The 17,099-nt window shown below is 47.6% G+C and carries 15 protein-coding genes and 1 tRNA gene; 9 read left to right on the plus strand and 7 right to left on the minus strand.

Going from position 1 to position 17,099, the window contains the following annotated elements; translation table 11 throughout:
- Window positions 1-86 precede the first annotated feature (86 nt).
- Complete coding sequence (locus tag AB3R30_RS21035; RefSeq protein WP_458651168.1) at window positions 87-686, minus strand: biotin transporter BioY; 600 nt, start codon at window positions 684-686, stop codon at window positions 87-89.
- A 168-nt stretch (window positions 687-854) separates the two neighbouring features.
- Between AB3R30_RS21035 and AB3R30_RS21040 the strand changes: the two genes are divergently transcribed.
- The 3 genes from AB3R30_RS21040 (at window position 855) to AB3R30_RS21050 (ending at window position 5,193) form a co-directional block, all read left to right on the plus strand.
- Window positions 855-2,414, plus strand: a complete 1,560-nt coding sequence (locus AB3R30_RS21040) for an FkbM family methyltransferase (protein WP_458651169.1) — start codon at window positions 855-857, stop codon at window positions 2,412-2,414.
- Between the two features lie 41 nt (window positions 2,415-2,455).
- Complete coding sequence (locus AB3R30_RS21045; RefSeq protein WP_458651170.1) at window positions 2,456-3,451, plus strand: FkbM family methyltransferase; 996 nt, start codon at window positions 2,456-2,458, stop codon at window positions 3,449-3,451.
- Between the two features lie 401 nt (window positions 3,452-3,852).
- Window positions 3,853-5,193, plus strand: a complete 1,341-nt coding sequence (locus AB3R30_RS21050) for a hypothetical protein (protein ID WP_458651171.1) — start codon at window positions 3,853-3,855, stop codon at window positions 5,191-5,193.
- Here the strand turns inward: AB3R30_RS21050 and AB3R30_RS21055 are convergent, their stop codons facing one another.
- Window positions 5,194-6,234, minus strand: coding sequence for a cysteine hydrolase family protein (locus tag AB3R30_RS21055; protein ID WP_458651172.1), 1,041 nt, complete (start codon window positions 6,232-6,234; stop codon window positions 5,194-5,196). It abuts the gene before it with no gap.
- Window positions 6,235-6,345: 111 nt separating this feature from the next.
- Here AB3R30_RS21055 and AB3R30_RS21060 point away from each other — a divergent pair, with 111 nt between their 5' ends.
- Entirely contained in the window at window positions 6,346-7,581 is a 1,236-nt protein-coding gene (locus tag AB3R30_RS21060) for a DUF790 family protein (protein WP_458651173.1), read from the plus strand.
- Between the two features lie 37 nt (window positions 7,582-7,618).
- On the opposite strand, the gene AB3R30_RS21065 is transcribed toward AB3R30_RS21060, so the two are convergent.
- Entirely contained in the window at window positions 7,619-8,431 is an 813-nt protein-coding gene (locus AB3R30_RS21065) for a COP23 domain-containing protein (RefSeq protein ID WP_458651174.1), read from the minus strand.
- Window positions 8,432-8,689: 258 nt separating this feature from the next.
- Between AB3R30_RS21065 and crtR the strand changes: the two genes are divergently transcribed.
- The 3 genes from crtR (at window position 8,690) to AB3R30_RS21080 (ending at window position 12,621) form a co-directional block, all read left to right on the plus strand.
- Window positions 8,690-9,733, plus strand: a complete 1,044-nt coding sequence (gene crtR, locus AB3R30_RS21070) for a beta-carotene hydroxylase (RefSeq protein ID WP_458651175.1) — start codon at window positions 8,690-8,692, stop codon at window positions 9,731-9,733.
- Between the two features lie 157 nt (window positions 9,734-9,890).
- Complete coding sequence (locus tag AB3R30_RS21075; RefSeq protein WP_458651176.1) at window positions 9,891-10,451, plus strand: NUDIX hydrolase; 561 nt, start codon at window positions 9,891-9,893, stop codon at window positions 10,449-10,451.
- Between the two features lie 133 nt (window positions 10,452-10,584).
- A complete protein-coding gene (locus tag AB3R30_RS21080) occupies window positions 10,585-12,621 on the plus strand; it encodes a DUF3747 domain-containing protein (RefSeq protein WP_458651177.1) in 2,037 nt (678 codons plus the stop codon).
- 60 nt (window positions 12,622-12,681) lie between these two features.
- Here AB3R30_RS21080 and AB3R30_RS21085 read toward each other — a convergent pair.
- From AB3R30_RS21085 to AB3R30_RS21095, 3 genes are all read right to left on the minus strand, one after another.
- Window positions 12,682-12,754, minus strand: a tRNA-Arg gene (locus AB3R30_RS21085).
- Window positions 12,755-12,859: 105 nt separating this feature from the next.
- A complete protein-coding gene (bioF, locus tag AB3R30_RS21090) occupies window positions 12,860-14,050 on the minus strand; it encodes an 8-amino-7-oxononanoate synthase (protein ID WP_458651178.1) in 1,191 nt (396 codons plus the stop codon).
- Between the two features lie 6 nt (window positions 14,051-14,056).
- Window positions 14,057-14,278, minus strand: coding sequence for a hypothetical protein (locus AB3R30_RS21095; protein ID WP_458651179.1), 222 nt, complete (start codon window positions 14,276-14,278; stop codon window positions 14,057-14,059).
- A 370-nt stretch (window positions 14,279-14,648) separates the two neighbouring features.
- On the opposite strand from AB3R30_RS21095, the gene AB3R30_RS21100 reads away from it, so the two are divergent.
- Both AB3R30_RS21100 and AB3R30_RS21105 read left to right on the plus strand, forming a co-directional pair.
- Entirely contained in the window at window positions 14,649-15,677 is a 1,029-nt protein-coding gene (locus AB3R30_RS21100) for a hemerythrin domain-containing protein (RefSeq protein WP_458651180.1), read from the plus strand.
- Window positions 15,678-15,782: 105 nt separating this feature from the next.
- Window positions 15,783-16,649, plus strand: coding sequence for an SDR family oxidoreductase (locus tag AB3R30_RS21105; RefSeq protein WP_458651181.1), 867 nt, complete (start codon window positions 15,783-15,785; stop codon window positions 16,647-16,649).
- Between the two features lie 101 nt (window positions 16,650-16,750).
- Here AB3R30_RS21105 and AB3R30_RS21110 read toward each other — a convergent pair whose 3' ends face one another.
- Window positions 16,751-17,014: a hypothetical protein gene (locus AB3R30_RS21110; protein ID WP_458651182.1), complete on the minus strand. Its 264-nt coding sequence runs from the start codon at window positions 17,012-17,014 to the stop codon at window positions 16,751-16,753.
- Between the last annotated feature and the right edge of the window lie 85 nt (window positions 17,015-17,099).

Genomic DNA, 17,099 nt, shown 5'->3' on the forward strand with positions numbered 1-17,099 from the left:
CAAAAAAGGGCGATCGCATAATAAGCAAGTTTTAAGGTGAAGAGCAACTAAAGCTTTTTAGGTTCCCTTTCCCACCGACAAAGGGCTTAATAAAACAGCAAGCGGCGCAATCCATACGCCAAAATCGTCACTGCACAAACAACAGCAAACTGACCCGGCAACGCCTCCACCGAAAATTTTAGCAACAACTGAAGAAAATTTGCTAAGTTGACCACTCCCAAGAGCCTCAATCCTCCTAAATAGAGTAATCCAGTGAGGTGAATAGTGAGCAATCCTGCCAGACAGCTAACTAAGAGTATTTCTAATTTAGGAACCGCTTTAAATGCCAGATAGCCACAGATCCAGGCACCTGGAATAAATCCCAAAATATAGCCAAAGCTGGGTTCTGCCAAATATCCCAATCCGCCGCCCTTTGAAAAAATGGGAAACCACGGCGTTAGCCCTAGCAACACGTAGGCGACTTGAGACAAGGTTGCCGGATTTTTGCCCGCGACACAGCCCACCAGTAACCCCGCCCCAAACTGGTAAGTAATGCCTAAGGCGTGCATTTGAATAGCTTGGTGTCCCCAATCGCGACTAGGGACTGCTAGCGATGCTGGCAGAAAAGTACCCGCGATCGTCAGAAGTAAGCCAATCAGTGCCCATAATAATTCGGTCGGAATAGCCACAGTGAAACGGTCAACCATTAAAATGCAATCAATGCTTCGTTCACAGAACGATATTCGGCTTTAATAATGTCACATTCGGCAAAAATGGAGCGAAATTTAGCGGAATGTGATGAAACGTGAGCGTACGGGTTAAACGTATCGTTCTTTGGGCAAACTCATAGGGTTCGGCATCCATAGGGTCTTTGAATGGAATCCTCATCCTACACCACTTCCTATTGGCAATATCTGCAACGTGGCAGTCTTGAGCAAACTCAGGCAACAACGGCTCACGTTGACAAAATGCTGGAGGCAACCGACTGGGAAGAGCCTCAGTCTGCGCTAGACCTGAATAATTATGCAGTGGTGGCGTTGATCGAGGCTGAAAATAGTCTAGATCGCGTCACCCGTGACATGTATCTAGAAATGGCGATCGCGGCTTTGAGTGAGGGTGCCGCCAGTCATCCGCTGTGTGCGGCTCATTTGGCAATTATACAAAGCCTTTTGGGAGTAGGCGACGAAGCGATTCAGCGATCGTTTTCTAGCTTTATGAATGGGCTGCAATCTTTTCATACCCATGACCCTAGTCCTTCGGGTTTAGTCTACTTGCCCCTGCAATGGTATTCTCAACCCAAAGCGCACCATGAGTTGCTCAGTGATCTGTTAAACCCCAGTCATAGCGATGATCAAAGTTTGTTGCTGCTGGCAGAGATTTTGCAGCAGGTGCAGTTTGTGTTCTATAACGCGGTTGGGCTGCGCTTCTTGCAATTGGCGATCGCCCTATTTCCACAGTCAGCATTCCTACAGCACAAACTCGGCATTTCTAGCCTGATGAATAGTCGCTGGGAAGGAACGCTATTTTTACATCGTGCCCAGCAGCAGCAGCCTAACAATCCCCTATTTTTGCAAGCGCTTTATCTGGCATATCGAGATTTGGAGCAGCCAGAACAAGCCAGTTACTGGAAAGAGGCAGCGCAAATTGTCGAATTATCAGACGCTAAACCAGAGTGGCAATGGATCACTTTATCCAGTTCTAGTCATTTCACCTATGTTCCGTTTGAGCAAACTCTGGCGCTGGCGGTGGAGCCGAGTTTTCGCAGCGTGGTTACGGGGGTGCTGTTGGCAGAAGGCGATTGGTTTGAGGCAGAGATGGAGTTTTGGCGCGATCAGGCTCAGCCGGGAATGACGGTAATTGATGTGGGAGCGAATGTAGGCGTGTACACTTTTAGTGCGGCACAGCGAGTTAGCGCGACGGGGCGAGTGCTGGCAGTGGAACCTTTTTCGGGCTGTGTGGATTGTTTGGCAGAAACTCGCCGAGTGAATCAATTAGATTGGGTGACGGTTTGCCGGGGTGCTGCCAGCGATCGCGATGGAACTGCCCATCTTGCGCTCCACAGTGCTAGCGAAATGAACCAAGTGATGACTGAAGCAGATGCGTCTGAGATTGCGACCGAAGCCGTTCCTTGTTTCACGTTGGATACGCTGATGGAGCGGGAAGGCTTGCAGCGGGTTGATTTGCTCAAAATTGATGCAGAAGGACACGAATTACAAGTGTTGAAAGGCAGCGATCGCCTGCTAAAAACCTATGCACCCATTATCCTGTATGAAAATATTGCGGGTAGTCAGGGAAGCAACCTTCCTGTTGCAGAATTTCTCATCGAAAATGGCTACCAATTGTTTCGCTATCAGCCCTTTGTCAAGCAGCTAATCCCTCTAGATTCCCTATCAGAACTTCAGGGCAATCTCAACATTATTGCGATTCCCGCTTAAGAAATTGTCTCGCTCTCTTTCCTCTTTATCGGAAAAATTACATGACTTTTTTGTTGCCTGAATTGAAAGAAAAAGACTATCTCAAATCCATGTCTATGACTATTTGTAGTGTTGGCTCCCGCAAGCTGACCGATGCTCATGATTATGGCAGTCAAGATTGGGAATTGTTTGCCCCAAATCTGACGATTTATGGCTTCGATGCGGATGCCGATGCTTGCGAGTTTGCCAATGCTGACATTGAAGCGAGACAGGTGAACTGGAAAGAAAAGCATTTCCCATATGCTCTGGCAAATAAAATCGGCGAGGCAACTTTATATGTCACCAATAGCCCAATTTGTAGCTCTCTTTATCCACCGAATGATCCCTTTCTGAATCGCTTTCTTGACTTACCAGAAATGGCAGGATCAAACTTTTCCATTGAAATAGAAACGACTACATTAGATGCGATTTGCCAGGAAGAAAACATTGCAGAAATCGATTTTTTGCAAATTGATGTGCAGGGAGCCGATTTACAAGTGTTGGAAGGCGCTGCTAATTTACTCGATCGCAGCGTGTTTGCGATTCAAATTGAGGTGGAATTTTCTGAGCTATACCTGAACCAACCTTTGTTTGCCGATGTGGATAGTTACCTGAGAAAAAAGGGATTTGTGCTGTTTGAATTGGAACCAATGGCACGGCGTTTTCGCTCTAGCCTGTTTTCCACTCGCCATCCAGGGCAGGTGTTGTGGGCAGATGCAATTTACTTGCGCGATCCGCTTCAGGACAGTTGTCCAGATTACTTTAAACAACCAGAACAACTGTTTAAACTTGCCTGCATAGCCGATGTTCTCGACTTTACAGATTATGAGATTGAACTGTTAGAGTTCCTGACTGTAACCTATGGGACGGGCGATCGCCGATTCAACTTCGCAGACCTATTAGTTAGCAATTTCGCTAAAGTGCCCGAATTGGTACAGGCAGGTCTAGAGTCTTTACCCACAGTCGCCAGATTGCAGCCTTTTCTAAGCCAACCACTGGCTAAATTCTTACCGTCTTAGTGATTGTTTCATGGGGAAAAGGTTTAGCACGAAGGAGAAACTCCATCATTTTGATGACGGTATCAATCGCGGACGACATAGAAATTTTTTTGAGAAAACTGTGCTAGCTTTCAGACTAGCACCATACACCTTCTACACGCTTTGTTTGATTAGCTGATCAATATTCTCAAAATGTTTGATACCCACAAGTTACTTTTCAGCTACCGCCATAACCTGTAAACATTGTTCCCGTCCAGCGGCGACAAACTGGCTCAAATGTAGTGCAAAGACTCTGTTCGTCCACTGCAATAAGGTTATACCGTTTCGAGTTTTTACAGTGCAGATGGGCACACTGACTCTAAGTCGGGAATAAAGTGTTGCTGAATTGAATCTACCTGTAAACTCAGTTTTTTCTTAAATCTATGGTTCGCCTCAACAAAAAAGCCTTTGAAATCCTCACTGCTGAACTGCAACGAGTTAGCACAAACGACGTGGCATCGCATGTGCAGCAGCAGATTGTGCTGAAACGGTTAGAAAAGCTGCGGCTGCAAACCGGAACTCCGATGACTGAAGATGAGTTGCGCGGCACCCTAGATGACCTGTTCCCCACCTTCAATCCTAAAGTTTTACGGCAAGCAGCAAAGGCAAATCGTCCGGTTTCCCCCCTGCCCACTGTGATGGTACTGGGCGCGATCGCCGTAGGCGGCATTGCAGGCGGCATCTGGTTTTTGAATTTGCCCTACCCGATGATTCGCTATCCCGTGGCGCGGATGATGCCGATGGTGCTGTTGCCCAGTTTCATGAGTATGGATCACAATTATCGACAGGCGATCGCCACCACGGAACAAGCCGATCAGTTAGTCAATAATGCGACGAGTTCAGCCGATTTTGACTTGGGCGCAACCAAGGTGAAAACCGCTCAGAAGCACCTAGACGCTTTACCCGTTTGGTTTTTAGGGTATTATCCCAGCGCTTATTGCGGATGGTTTGGCTGTAGTTGGCGCTTTACCCTGGATGAGTTTCAGCGGGCGCGCAAAGACGTTGCCCGCATGGATGCTCGTTTATTTCAGGAAAAAAATGCTCAAACCCAGTTACAAAAGGCTGATGTAGGAGTTAATGGTGCGAAGCGATCGTATCAAGCGGCGCCCAATCCAGATAGAAAAGAAAACGCGATCGCCCAATGGCAACAAGCAATGGATCAATTGCAAGAAGTGCCGAGTGAAACCTTAGCAGGACGCACTGCCCAAACGAAACTCAAGGCTTACGAACGTGATTTTCAACAAGTCGTTGGTTTTAGTGTAGACAATGCGCGATCGGGCAACTTAATCCAGGCGGCAAAATCTTCAGCAGAGGCGGCTCAACAATTTTCAGCAGATAAAGCACAAGGCGTAGAAGTCTGGCAAGAAGCGGAGAAGTTGTGGAATGAGGCGATCGCACCTCTAGAAACCATTAAGTCCGAAGACCCTGATTATCGCCAAGCCCAAAATCTACGGAGTCAATACCAACGAAAAATCGGTTCTGTCCGAATCCGTTTGCAACAAGAGCAGCAATCAGTCCAGGCATTTGAGCAAGCTCAGCAGTTGCAAATAGTGTTGCTTGGCTCCGTTGAGCAAGGAGCAAAAACAGCGACACCCGAGCAAATTAGCCAACTTCGCAACATTGAGAATATTTTGAACAAAGTAAAACAGGGCACGACTGTTTACCCACCGGCTCAAACTCTACTAAAAGCGGCTCGAAAACGACTCCAGCCTATTGGTGGCTAGCTAAAGGGTCATGCCATCCCAATCGGCGATCGCGCTGGTAGATTGAACTAGGTGCATTCCCGCCGCTGCAAAACGTTCATAGGCAGCATCGGCTTGTTCGGTAAAATCAATCACGCCGGGAACCACCACGGGTGAGGTGCAATCTTCCAGCAAATACACTTTGCTTGCCAAAGCTGGATCAAACACTTGAATTTCTGTCAGCAAATCGGCGATCGTCCAGGCAACGCAGTGACTTTTTGCCTGACCTGCCACAATCACCGCGTCAAACTCTAAGAGGGTTTGAATCAGCGATGTGTTTTTTTGTGCTAGAACACCGCCCTCCACGTTCTCCATCACTTCTGGACGCAAGACAGAATAGTTTTCGGTCAAAGGATGGCTGCCCTTCAGTTCAAACTGGGTTTGGCTGCTGCGGGCGATCGCGTGAAAAAACATTGCTTCCTCCACGGCTGAGACGATCGCGTGTCCAATGCCGCCCAACATGGAATGATAGGGCCACACCGCCAGGGGATATTTGCCTGCGTCAGTTAGCTTTTTGGTATAGTGCAGAGCATGTCGCTGTAACGCTTCCAGGTTGCCATTGGATAGACTGGGAGCGATCGCGGGATTGACTCGCCAAACGCCCTGTTGCACCTCCTCAAAAGTAATCATCGTTGCCGCTGGAGTTGGATGTTCCCCCGCTGCATTTATCCAAAAAATCGGATGAAAAATTTGCATTGCCGTATGGGTATCCATCGTCGGGGTTATTTGGGTAATCACGCCCAAGTTCCGGTAGATAAACTCACACAGCCGCCTGCTGTCATCTACTGCGCCCATGCCCGACTGTCCGCCCACAAATAGCTCAAAATCGGGTATGCAAAAAGTGTTTTGCACATCGATCGCCAGCAGACAAATCCGTGTGGTGTCCTCTGCCGCAGGTTGAAGACTATGTTGCCGTGTCCACCGTGCTGCCTGAGCCGCGCGATCGCCATAGGGAACCCGCCAAACATCTTTCACAGTCTGAGGGTCAAAGTGGGTTGGAATGGGCAATTGAGCATGAGTCATACGGCAACTCCAGTACACTGAAGAGGTTGATTATCAGCCATTATAGTCAATTTTAGTAGAAACTACCATAATTGGGTTAGGGACGATTTTGAGTGATTGGAATGACGTGCTATGTTGCCGAGTGATTTATTAATGCATCGCTATAGTGGCGAAACTGTGGTGCCAAAACGGTTGGCAATCAATTCAGCAAATTTGGCGATCGCAGCGGATTTGATCGACCAGTTTGGGGAGGCAAAAGGCGGCACGAGGGGCGAACTGAACCGTCAACTGCTAGAACTCGAAGGCGAAGATACCGACTATCGGATTAAGCGCGGCTTGGCACATCTCTTGAGTGCCGATGCCTTCAGCACCTTTGAAACCGTCAGTCCGCTTGATCCAGCCACGTTACGACAGCGGGTGTTTGCGATCGCGGCTCAGGCTTCGTGCAGTGCGATCGCCACCACCGCTACCCTTCAGCACCTTGCCGATGCCCTTACTCAAGAACTGGGTCGCGAAGTGTTGACCCAACACATTCAAGATGGACTATACGCCGATTTATCGGACAATCAAATTCTGACTAGCTTTGAACCCCCAACCCCAGAAGCCTTGCTCCATCGCTACAACCTCTCCCAAGTACAGGGCATTTTTTACCGCGCCAGCCACATCACCCTCAACGCCCATCGCAATGATCCGGGTGAATATAAATTGCTGTTTCGCTACCTAAAATTATTTGGACTGATGACCTACATTGAGGGCGACGCAGACCACGGCTTTACCCTCACCATTGATGGTCCCACCAGCTTATTTAAGCCCAGTACCCGCTACGGTTTGAAACTGGCAATGATGCTTCCCGCTTTGCTGCATGTGACCAAGTGGAACCTGACCGCCACATTACAACAAAAAGATTCCTACTCTGGCAAAACCCGCCAAGGACGCTTCAGCCTGGATGCAACCTGTGGCTTGGTCACCCACTATCCCCCCGGCAAACCCTACGACAGTATGCTGGAGGCGGGATTTGTTGATCGCTGGGCGAAAACGAAAACCGATTGGCAGCTAGAGCGAGAAGTGGATCTAATTCCCATTCCCGGCAGCGTCATGATTCCCGATTTTCGGTTGGTTCATCCCGATGGGCGCACCTTCCTGCTAGAAATCGTTGGCTATTGGCGACCCGAATACTTGCAAAAAAAGTTCTATCAAGTGCAGCAGTCGGGGCGAGATGATTTGGTGCTGGCAATTTCGGAGCGGCTCAATTTGGAAAAAGCCGGGGTTAACTTTAGCCAAACCCCGGCTCGATTAGTCTGGTTTAAGGATCAGTTGAGTCCAAAAGCGGTGTTGGAAGTCGTGGATAGAGAATTGAATGTCGAGTAAAACTAGCGATCGCGCAGAAATGCACTATGGCGAATGGCTACCGAAAGCGATTAGGGTTCAAGCGCCGTCCGGGGCTAGTTGCCGCAGATTTTCTTAAGGAAGTGCCTGTGCCACCATCGGCGCGATCGAGGAAGGGGCGCAGATTAATCGCATTAGAAGTTACGGCTTGAGAAGTGCCTAACCCTGGAATATTAATGTTGAGCATTCGGGCTGCTTCGCCAATCCAGCCACCCGATCCACCTGATCCGCCATTCACAAAAGTATTTACGCCTTGGGTTTGCTGACCACTATCGGCAACGGTCAGGTTTTGAAACACGCGATCGCGGGTTGCAGTGGCATCCTGTCCAGGGGGAATCGTTAGTACAATTCGGCAACCTGGAACTCGTTGAGTTGTCACACAAACCGTGTTGTAGCCATTTTCCACAGCCGTTTGCATGTCTATCAACCCATCCGGGCGATATTGCTCCAATCGACGGCTAATCTCACTACAGCGCTTCGTTGGATTCCAGCCGCCGCCCATGGTGCTAGGCACTGCCCAAGGATAGGACTGTCCAGGTTGGCTTTGAGGCTGGTACATTACGGTATATTGCCCATTGACAATCTGACAGCTAAAGCGAGTTCCACTCAGGGCACTGCTTGGGTTGCTACCCGGTGTTCCAATCGGACTAGTAGGATTTCCAGTAGAAGGAACGCCGCGTGAATTCTCAGTCTCAACAATGACATCGTCTGAGGGACTTGTGGGGAGTTGACTAATAGTGATAGGAAGCGCGATCGCGGTTGCAGCCTCACCGCCCACTAGCACCATTATTCCTAAAACTGCGGCGACGGTTTTGCAAGTTTGAGTCAGCATTGTAGGGTTCCCTAAATATGAACGCTTATGGGTCGAGAAAGTTGCGATCCGGCAAATCTAACAAGACAATACAAAAGCAGACGACACAAGCGATTAAAAGTTCCCAGGCTCAAGTAACATTGGACAGTTCAATTTACAAAAGGAGGAATTTTTATTCAACAATCCTAACTCTTCTTTATGAGCAGATTTTACAAAACTTTATTTTGTGTGGTTAGGTAGCGTATACTACGCCATGTGGCTAAAAGGAGTAAGAGATAGATGTCGGAGGCAATTAAGCCCCTGACCGCACCAAGGGAGTTAATGGGTGCACCGGGCGATTTTAATCCCACATTGCTCATGTTCCTTGTGGCGATCGCGATCGCGGTAATTTCTACGGTGGGTTTCTTTCGTTGGCATTGGGCAGACTGGTGTTGTTTTGTCATGAATGTCATCGCCCTACACATGGTGGGGACGGTAATTCATGATGCTTGTCACAACGTTGCTCATCGTAACCGGGTTGTGAATGCCATTTTGGGACATGGCAGCGCGTTGATGCTAGGGTTTTCCTTCCCCGTGTTTACGCGGGTGCATATGCAGCATCACGCTAATGTGAACGATCCAGAAAATGATCCCGATCATGTAGTATCTACGTTTGGTCCCCTGTGGCTAATCAACGCCCGCTTCATGTATCACGAGATTTATTTTTTTAGACGACGGCTGTGGCGCAAATATGAGCTTTTAGAATGGTTGATTGCCCGTCTCGTCGTTGCTGCAATCATTTACTTAGGCTGCCGCTATGACTTTATTGGCTACATTTTTAACTTTTGGTTCGTCCCCTTGGCGATCGTTGGCTTAGCCCTAGGGTTGTTTTTCGACTATTTGCCCCATCGCCCCTTTCAAGAGCGCAATCGCTGGAAAAACGCGCGGGTATATCCTAGTCCGGTTATGAACTGGCTGATCATGGGTCAAAACTATCACCTGATCCACCATCTATGGCCATCAATTCCCTGGTATTACTACGAACGCGCCTACTATCAATCTAAGCCGTTGCTTGATGAAAAAGGCGCTCATCAATCCTTGGGCATCTTACAAACGACTAAAGATTTGTTTGGGTTTGTCTATGACGTATTTTTGGGCATTCGTCTGCATAAATCTCCTCAGCCTGATGAAACGGAGGCGTTAGAAATTGCAAAATCTTCTTTAGAAGCCATTGAGATCGAGACAGCAATAGACAATTTTACCGATCCACCGCTGACTACAAAAGTGACTCCATCACCTGTAAACCCGCAAAAGGCATTGGTAGGTGTTGCGATCGATGAATAAGGCGATCTCGGTAGGTATCTTGCGTTAATTATCTTCATCTAGAGGCACTCTGAACCTTACTACTATTAGGGTTCAATTAAAGCAGAATGATAGAGGATGGCTAATCTACCTGAAAACTAGACTAAAATGCTCTGCGAGATTGAAATCTATTTAGCCTATGCAGCCGCGATCTCTTGAACCCTGGAAAACCCTTAGCACAAAAATAATATTTGAGGCTTTGCCCTGGCTGACGCTTTCGGTGGAAGAAGTTCAACTGCCGGATGGTCAGGTTGTTTCAGACTACTATCACATTCAACTACAGGACTATGTAGTTGTTTTTGTTCAGCTTCCTACCGATGAAGTGATCCTGTTACGGCAATATAAACATGGGGCAGGTCGCGTTAGCCTAACGTTGCCAGGGGGTGGGTTGGCAGCAGGGGAACCCCCTTTGGCAGCGGCTCAACGAGAATTATTAGAAGAAACTGGCTATGAAGCCGAGGATTGGCAGTTACTGTGTCCATTTGTTACCAGCGCAAATTATCGATGCAGCCAAGGCTATGTTTTTGTGGCTAAAAACGCTCACCAAATTGCTGAACCTAGTTCAGGCGATTTAGAAGAAATGGAAATCGTGTTGATGTCTCCTATTGAAGTGATTGAGGCAGTGCAGCAAGGTGAAGTTGTAGTGTTGGGGGCATTGACCGCGATCGCCTTAGCGCTAAATCCCAACTTTAGGTATTAGGCTTCAAGTATTAAGCTTCCTTAGCCGACTAAAATAGTTGAGCAACTTTTCTTTTTCCTGAACGTCAGCAGAACCACGCGAATAAAATTCACAGGTTCAGACTATCATTGCTAGGAAAATTGGACGCTGAAACATGATGAAACGGATATTTAGCTGGCAGGGGGCGCTGCTTGCAGCAGCAATTGGAATTACAAGCACCGGACATCCAGGTTCTGTGTTAGCGGCGCAATTTGACCACACCGAAATCAGTGACCAGAATCGGCTGATTGTGATTGCTGCGCCTCTCGGAACAACAGGTGGCAATCATCGGCTACTGATACTGGAGCAACTGAACGATCGCCGCCTGTGCTGGCAAGAAGCTGGAAATAACCCAACTTTGGTTGACCCGCTGTTACTAGAGTTTGACTTTACAGGCATTTGTGGACGGGGCACCGATAGCAACAGCTACTCTGTGAGGGTGGCAGGACAGGACTTGGCAGGTCGCTACAATCTACGAATTGTGCGGAAAAGCAATGACCTCGTTTTAATTGCATTTTCGCTAGTAGACAAAGAAATTCAGTTTTTTGAGATTGGCAGAACGAATGGGGTCACTGAAGGGTTTGCCAAAATTAATCTTGATCCCGGTTGGCGGCTAGCACGGCGATCGTTTCAGGGTAAAAATGTAGGGCACCTCTACTTAATTCATGATCAATCTTTAGCTGAAGTTGCCAAAAAAGCTACGCCGCTTCAGCAACCATCCCCACTGCCATCCGGTCTAGCTCCAATTCCTGCTCCGGTAGTGATGCCAGCCCAACCCCCCAAGGTAGAGTCTGCATCTCCTAGCCCGCAGCCAAGTCCGCAGCCGCTCAGCTATCCGATCTTAGCGCCGCCTATTCAACCAGTACAGCCTGCGCCCACTAATCCTTCATCGCCTATGCCACCAGCGGAGCCTGTATTTTCTAATTCTCCATCGCCGCTTCCAGTTGCGCCGCCTACTCTTCCTACAAATCCGGTAGTTCAACCGAGTTCGACTCCTTCTGGTGCAGTGGCTCCGCCGCCAGCGCAAAATTTTGTTGTACCCACTGTTGCCCCTGAAAATCCTGCTAGTCCGCCTTTCAATCCAGTTCCTCCTGCGCCTTCTACCGGATTTCCACCTCAGTCCTTTGTGCCGATGAATGGTTCAAGTGTTGGAAATTTAAGCTATCGAGTGGTTGTGGATGCTGCCACTCTAGAACAGCAAGCGCAAGTAAAGCAGCTTATTCCAAGCGCTTTTCGGACTTCTTTAAACGGTCAGACGATGATGCAGGTGGGTTTATTTCGCGATCGCGTTCCTGCCGAAGCTCTAAAACAACAACTCAATCTCCAAAATTTGTCAGCACAGATTATTTCTACTCAAACGACAGCAACTAGCCTGATCTTGCCTAATCCATTGATTGCTAGTACTTCCCTCAATACGCCCCTTCTGGCAACAGGCACGAATCAAAGCGCATTCAATTTTCCAGAACCCAACTCAGCTTCTGCCATACAGAACTTGTCTATGTGGGCAACCTATTACACAACTCACCAAGCAGAAAATCAGAGTAGCGGCTATCCACTACTTGATCCAACAGGAAATAGCTTGGGAGTTTTATTGTCGGAACGAGACTGGTGCGCGGCTGCACTAGAAGGGAGTGTGCAGGTGAGCAGCAATCAAAGTCTTTTGGGTGTTTATAACTATGCCGGACGGGGCAATGCGGACCAAGTGAATTGCGCTACTTACTACCCCACTTTGAAGAACATCAGTGCTACAAACCGGGTGCGCTTCCGACGTTCCAATACCCTATATGGGGAGGGAGTGGGCGGTAATCTGGTGCCCTATCGGACGATCGCGGTAGATCGAACCCTAATTCCCATTGGCGCTGTTGTATATATTCCAGAAGCACGAGGAGTCACTGTCACTTTGCCATCGGGCGATCGAGCCGTGCATGATGGCTACTTCTATGCCGGTGATGTAGGGGGTGCAATTCAAGGAAATCACATTGATGTATTTTTAGGAATTGCGAAACAAAATCCGTTTCCGTTTGTGAAAAGCACGGCATCAGCAACGTTTACTGCTTACATTGTCAATGCTCCCACTCTTAAGGCAATGCTCACGACCCAGCATCGCTCAACTGGCACCTCAATACCTTTAGGGCAAATTAGTAAGAATTAGTAGCCCAAAAAATACGGAGCGTAGATTAACTTTTTGATCTACGCTCCGCCAAAATCTCAACGAGCATGGAGGGACTCGAACCCCCGACCCTCAGGACCGGAACCTGATGCTCTATCCACTGAGCTACATGCCCTCGTGCTGTGAGTATAACACGTTGAAATCAAGAACCCGTGGATAAGTTTACAGAGAAACAGCAGAGCTTTCCTCATTCATGGGTGGTAGTGGATCAAAAGTGACATCATTGGCTAGAAAAAAGCTTATGCAATGACTCAACTAATTGTTCAAGTTGGGTGGGCTGGTGAGTTGCCATGATGGTAATGCGGAGGCGGCTGGTGGGCACAGTTGGCGGACGAATGGCAGGTACAAACAAACCCTGTTGCAAAAGCGTGTTGCCCATTTGCAGGACGGTGAAAGGGCGATCAACTTGCAGGCAAATAATGGGGGAATGGGAGGGTAACTGGGCGCTTAGAGGGTCACTGAAGTTTTGTTTGAACCAGTTCACATTTTGCCAAAGAGTTTCGCGGCGATTGGTTAAACCATCTTTGGGGGAATCGCGGTCTTGGACGATTAGGCGAATTGCTGCTAGGGCAGCCGCCGTATCAGCGGGAGAAAGCCCGGTTGTATAAATCCAGCTAGTGGCACGGTTTCGCAGAAAATCAATTAGAGGTGCGGAACCTGCAACATAGCCGCCGAGACTCCCAAGGGCTTTGCTGAGGGTGCCTATTTGAATGATAGGTCGCGCGGTACAGCCAAAATGTTCAACGCTGCCGGAGCCGGTGGCACCCAAAACACCTGTTGCATGGGCTTCATCGACGAGCAACATACTGTCAAATTCATTAGCGAGGTCAAGCAGTTGAGGCAAGGGGCAGAGATCGCCATCCATGCTGAAGATGCTATCGGTCAAAATCAGGCAGCGACGATGGCGATCGCGCTGGTGCTGCAAAATTTCTCGCACATTTTCCACGTTGCAATGGGCATAATCGCGCAGGGTTGCCCCACTGAGGATGGCACCATTCCGCAAGCTAGAGTGATTGTATTGATCGGATAGAACCAGATCGCGTTTGCCAACTAGCGCAGCAATGGTGCCCAAATTTGCCAAATAGCCAGAGCTAAAAACGATCGCGTCTTCAGTTTGTTTTAGATGAGCGATCGCCTGTTCTAAGTCTCGATGCAGTTGGCGATGTCCAGTGATCAGCCGCGACCCAGTACTACCTGTGCCATATTCTTTCGTCGCCGCAATCGCCGCTTGGATCAATCGCTCATCTCCTGCCAACCCTAAATAATCGTTGCTGGCAAAGTTGATGACTAATTGCCCGTTTAGCTGCATGATTGCCCCGGCGCGACCCGTCAGCAGTTTGGGCGATCGATACCAATTCGCTCGATGAATTGCGTCTAAAGCCTCATCTATCCAACTATAAGAATCGCTCACTGTTGGTTATTGGTCAGCCTCTAAAGTATCTGGAACAACATCTGCACTGGTGCCCCGCACTGGCGGCAACTTATCCACCAAGCCCATTTCAAACGCTGCATCGGGCAATTCACCGACCAAATACTTTCCCGGCTCGAAAAAGCGTCCCATTGTAAAACAAGGTTGTCGCAATGCTACTAATTCCCCAGATGCAAACATATCGCGAGACAGTCGTCGTTCTAGCGGCATTGTTTATCCTCTTTCATAGCGATTGATTAAGTAGAAACAATCTAACTGGACAGTTGCCTTTTTGCCTCTTCTTAAGCGATCGCAATAAGTCTACAGCCTGTATTGAATCATATTTTCACGGATCAGTTTCATTAAAAAGCTTTATCGTATTGCTCGAAGAGAGCGATCGCTGCCCATCAAAGCTCAGGGTGAATCCTGAAATTTAGCATCCTCCATTCTGATGGACTGTACTGATTTGAAAATTGCTATCAGCGATCTATCTTTTAATTTTAAATGCTCCATCGCACGACAGATGGAGCATTTTTTTGGGCGATGCACACTGTGAGTGTTGACGTTGATATAGAATCCTCACCCTCAGGAGAACACTGAAATGGTTTTAACTTTAAATGACACCAAACGAACTGCGATCGCTGAAAAGCTAGCAGATATTTGTGCAGTCCAAAATCTGATCATTGAAAACGAAAACGAGTTTCTCAGAGTTTGTGATGATTCAGAAATCCACGATCGTTTTCAACGCATGTTAGCAGATGACAAGAAAAATATAGGTGTTATAGAAACAGTCATTACTCAATATGGAATTCAAGAACAGCCCACTGAAAAAACCCAAGAACTCGTTCAAAAAACTCAGGAATTGATGAAGGGTTCAAAACTAAGTTTTTACGAAAAAGTAGTGCAACATGAACTACTGAAACATGCTCAATTTATGGCGGGTGTAGTTGTTCATAAAGCGGCTCAAGTTGTGGGTGCTGATGTGGAAGTTGCTATCACACCACTGAATACTTTTAACTTTGAAAGCCGTGCCCACCAAGAGCAACTCAAAGGCGTTTTAGAAGTATTAGGAACCCGCGAATTAACGGGACATGAACCTGACCAAAGCGTCTGGGCAAGGGTACAAGACGCGATCTCGGCGTTTTCTGGAGTAGTCGGCAGCGCAGTGACTCAAAACAGCAATAGCTCCGACATGAACATTCAAGAAATCATCTTTGCGGATCATCGTAAAGTAGATACATTGTTCATGCAAATTGAGAAGACAGATGATGCTCAAAAGATTCAAGAATACTTTGGGCAACTGTATAAAGATCTCTCAGTTCACTCTGAAGCTGAAGAACAAATTGTCTATCCTACTGTGCGACCTTTCTACGGAAACGAAGACACTCAAGAATTGTATGACGAGCAAGCAGAATTAAAAGTTTTGCTTGAAAAGATGAAGGCGATGGATGCAAATGCACCTGAATTTAAAGCTTGCCTCAAACAAGCGAAAGAGATGGTTCGCGATCATACTCGCCAAGAAGAAAGCACCATGTTTGCTGCGATCGGCAAGAATTGTAGTAAGGAAGAGCAAGAACAATTAGGTTCGCGTTTTAAGGAAGCTAAAAAGCAGTTACAAATCAAAATGTAATTATCTACGCAATTAACAATCGTAGATTGTGTAAAGGGTGGGGACGTTACTTTTAGCGTCCCTCTCTACTATCAACTTTAAATACTTAAATAAAGGAGGTTAAAAATGACTCAATCACCATCCAAAACACTCCAACCCCCTCAGCAGCAAGAATCACAACCCGGTTTAGAGTCTGAAATGAACCCAAAACCCCAATCACTAGGGTCTACTTACCAGGCAGCGAATAAGCTTAAAGGTAAGGTGGCGTTGGTCACTGGAGGTGATAGCGGCATTGGTCGGGCGATCGCGGTTTTGTTCGCCAAAGAGGGCGCAAATGTTGCCATCTCCTACCTAAATGAACACTCTGATGCGGAAGAAACCAAGCAACATATAGAAGCAGAAGGGCAGGAGTGCTTACTAGTTCCAGGTGATATTGGCAGTGAGCCATTTTGCCAAAAAATTGTGGAGCAAACCGTTCAAAAATTTGGACAGCTAGATATTTTGATCAATAACGCGGCGGAACAGCATCCTCAGCAAAGTATTGAAGAAATCACCGCCGAACAGTTAGAGCGTACTTTTCGGACGAATATCTTTAGTATGTTCTACCTGTCAAAAGCTGCGTTGCCGCACCTAAAAGTAGGCAGCACAATTATTAATTCTGCTTCAGTCACTGCTTACAAAGGGAATTCGAGCTTGCTAGATTACTCCTCAACCAAAGGGGCAATTGTGGCATTTACGCGATCGCTCTCTGCGTCACTGGTTGACAAAGGGATTCGAGTCAATGGTGTGGCACCTGGACCTATCTGGACTCCGTTGATTCCGTCTACTTTTCCTGAAGAGAAAGTGGAGAAATTTGGTGCCCAAGTGCCCATGCAACGAGCCGGACAGCCCGAAGAAGTCGCACCCTGTTATGTGTTTCTCGCATCCAACGACTCATCCTATATGACTGGGCAAATGCTGCATCCCAATGGTGGTGATGTGGTGAATGGCTAGTAGTTCTATCTATTTTGCAGAAATGCAATATTTGCCGATTCCAACCACTAGAAGATCTTACGGGGGCAAAGTTCTAAGCAATCTTGCCCCTGTAAACCAGGTTATCCATCGATCTGAATACTTCGCCTAGACTGAGGATAACTCTCTTCAGATCGTGATCTTTGTGAATCATTGGTTAGATTGATAAAGAGAGTTAGTGTGATTGCGATCGCCACAATAGACCAAAACACACCCGGAACATCACTACCAATCTCGTTAATATTTCGATGTTTTTCACAGACCCGACAATACTCAATATCCTTGCGATTGGGGTGGGGCACAATTTGGCAGGGTGGCACAATGCAGCCTTGATGAGGGCAATTCATAGGAAACTCCTAGTAGGCTGTCAACTTTATTTTGGTGGATAGATGGGAGAGAATAGAGCGGCAGCTACCTCTGAACCAATCATGC

The organism is Sivoneniella epilithica UHCC 1019 (genome assembly GCF_040830845.1).
Taxonomy (GTDB): Bacteria; Cyanobacteriota; Cyanobacteriia; order Leptolyngbyales; family Leptolyngbyaceae; genus ULC077BIN1.

What these genes read in the sequence shown, in the direction of transcription:
- AB3R30_RS21035 (WP_458651168.1), bottom strand. Translation starts at nt 686, where the DNA reads ATGGTTGACCGTTTCACTGTGGCTATTCCGACCGAATTATTATGGGCA.
- AB3R30_RS21040 (WP_458651169.1), top strand. Translation starts at nt 855, where the DNA reads ATGGAATCCTCATCCTACACCACTTCCTATTGGCAATATCTGCAACGT.
- AB3R30_RS21045 (WP_458651170.1), top strand. Translation starts at nt 2,456, where the DNA reads ATGACTTTTTTGTTGCCTGAATTGAAAGAAAAAGACTATCTCAAATCC.
- AB3R30_RS21050 (WP_458651171.1), top strand. Translation starts at nt 3,853, where the DNA reads ATGGTTCGCCTCAACAAAAAAGCCTTTGAAATCCTCACTGCTGAACTG.
- AB3R30_RS21055 (WP_458651172.1), bottom strand. Translation starts at nt 6,234, where the DNA reads ATGACTCATGCTCAATTGCCCATTCCAACCCACTTTGACCCTCAGACT.
- AB3R30_RS21060 (WP_458651173.1), top strand. Translation starts at nt 6,346, where the DNA reads ATGTTGCCGAGTGATTTATTAATGCATCGCTATAGTGGCGAAACTGTG.
- AB3R30_RS21065 (WP_458651174.1), bottom strand. Translation starts at nt 8,431, where the DNA reads ATGCTGACTCAAACTTGCAAAACCGTCGCCGCAGTTTTAGGAATAATG.
- crtR (WP_458651175.1), top strand. Translation starts at nt 8,690, where the DNA reads ATGTCGGAGGCAATTAAGCCCCTGACCGCACCAAGGGAGTTAATGGGT.
- AB3R30_RS21075 (WP_458651176.1), top strand. Translation starts at nt 9,891, where the DNA reads ATGCAGCCGCGATCTCTTGAACCCTGGAAAACCCTTAGCACAAAAATA.
- AB3R30_RS21080 (WP_458651177.1), top strand. Translation starts at nt 10,585, where the DNA reads ATGATGAAACGGATATTTAGCTGGCAGGGGGCGCTGCTTGCAGCAGCA.
- AB3R30_RS21095 (WP_458651179.1), bottom strand. Translation starts at nt 14,278, where the DNA reads ATGCCGCTAGAACGACGACTGTCTCGCGATATGTTTGCATCTGGGGAA.
- AB3R30_RS21100 (WP_458651180.1), top strand. Translation starts at nt 14,649, where the DNA reads ATGGTTTTAACTTTAAATGACACCAAACGAACTGCGATCGCTGAAAAG.
- AB3R30_RS21105 (WP_458651181.1), top strand. Translation starts at nt 15,783, where the DNA reads ATGACTCAATCACCATCCAAAACACTCCAACCCCCTCAGCAGCAAGAA.
- AB3R30_RS21110 (WP_458651182.1), bottom strand. Translation starts at nt 17,014, where the DNA reads ATGAATTGCCCTCATCAAGGCTGCATTGTGCCACCCTGCCAAATTGTG.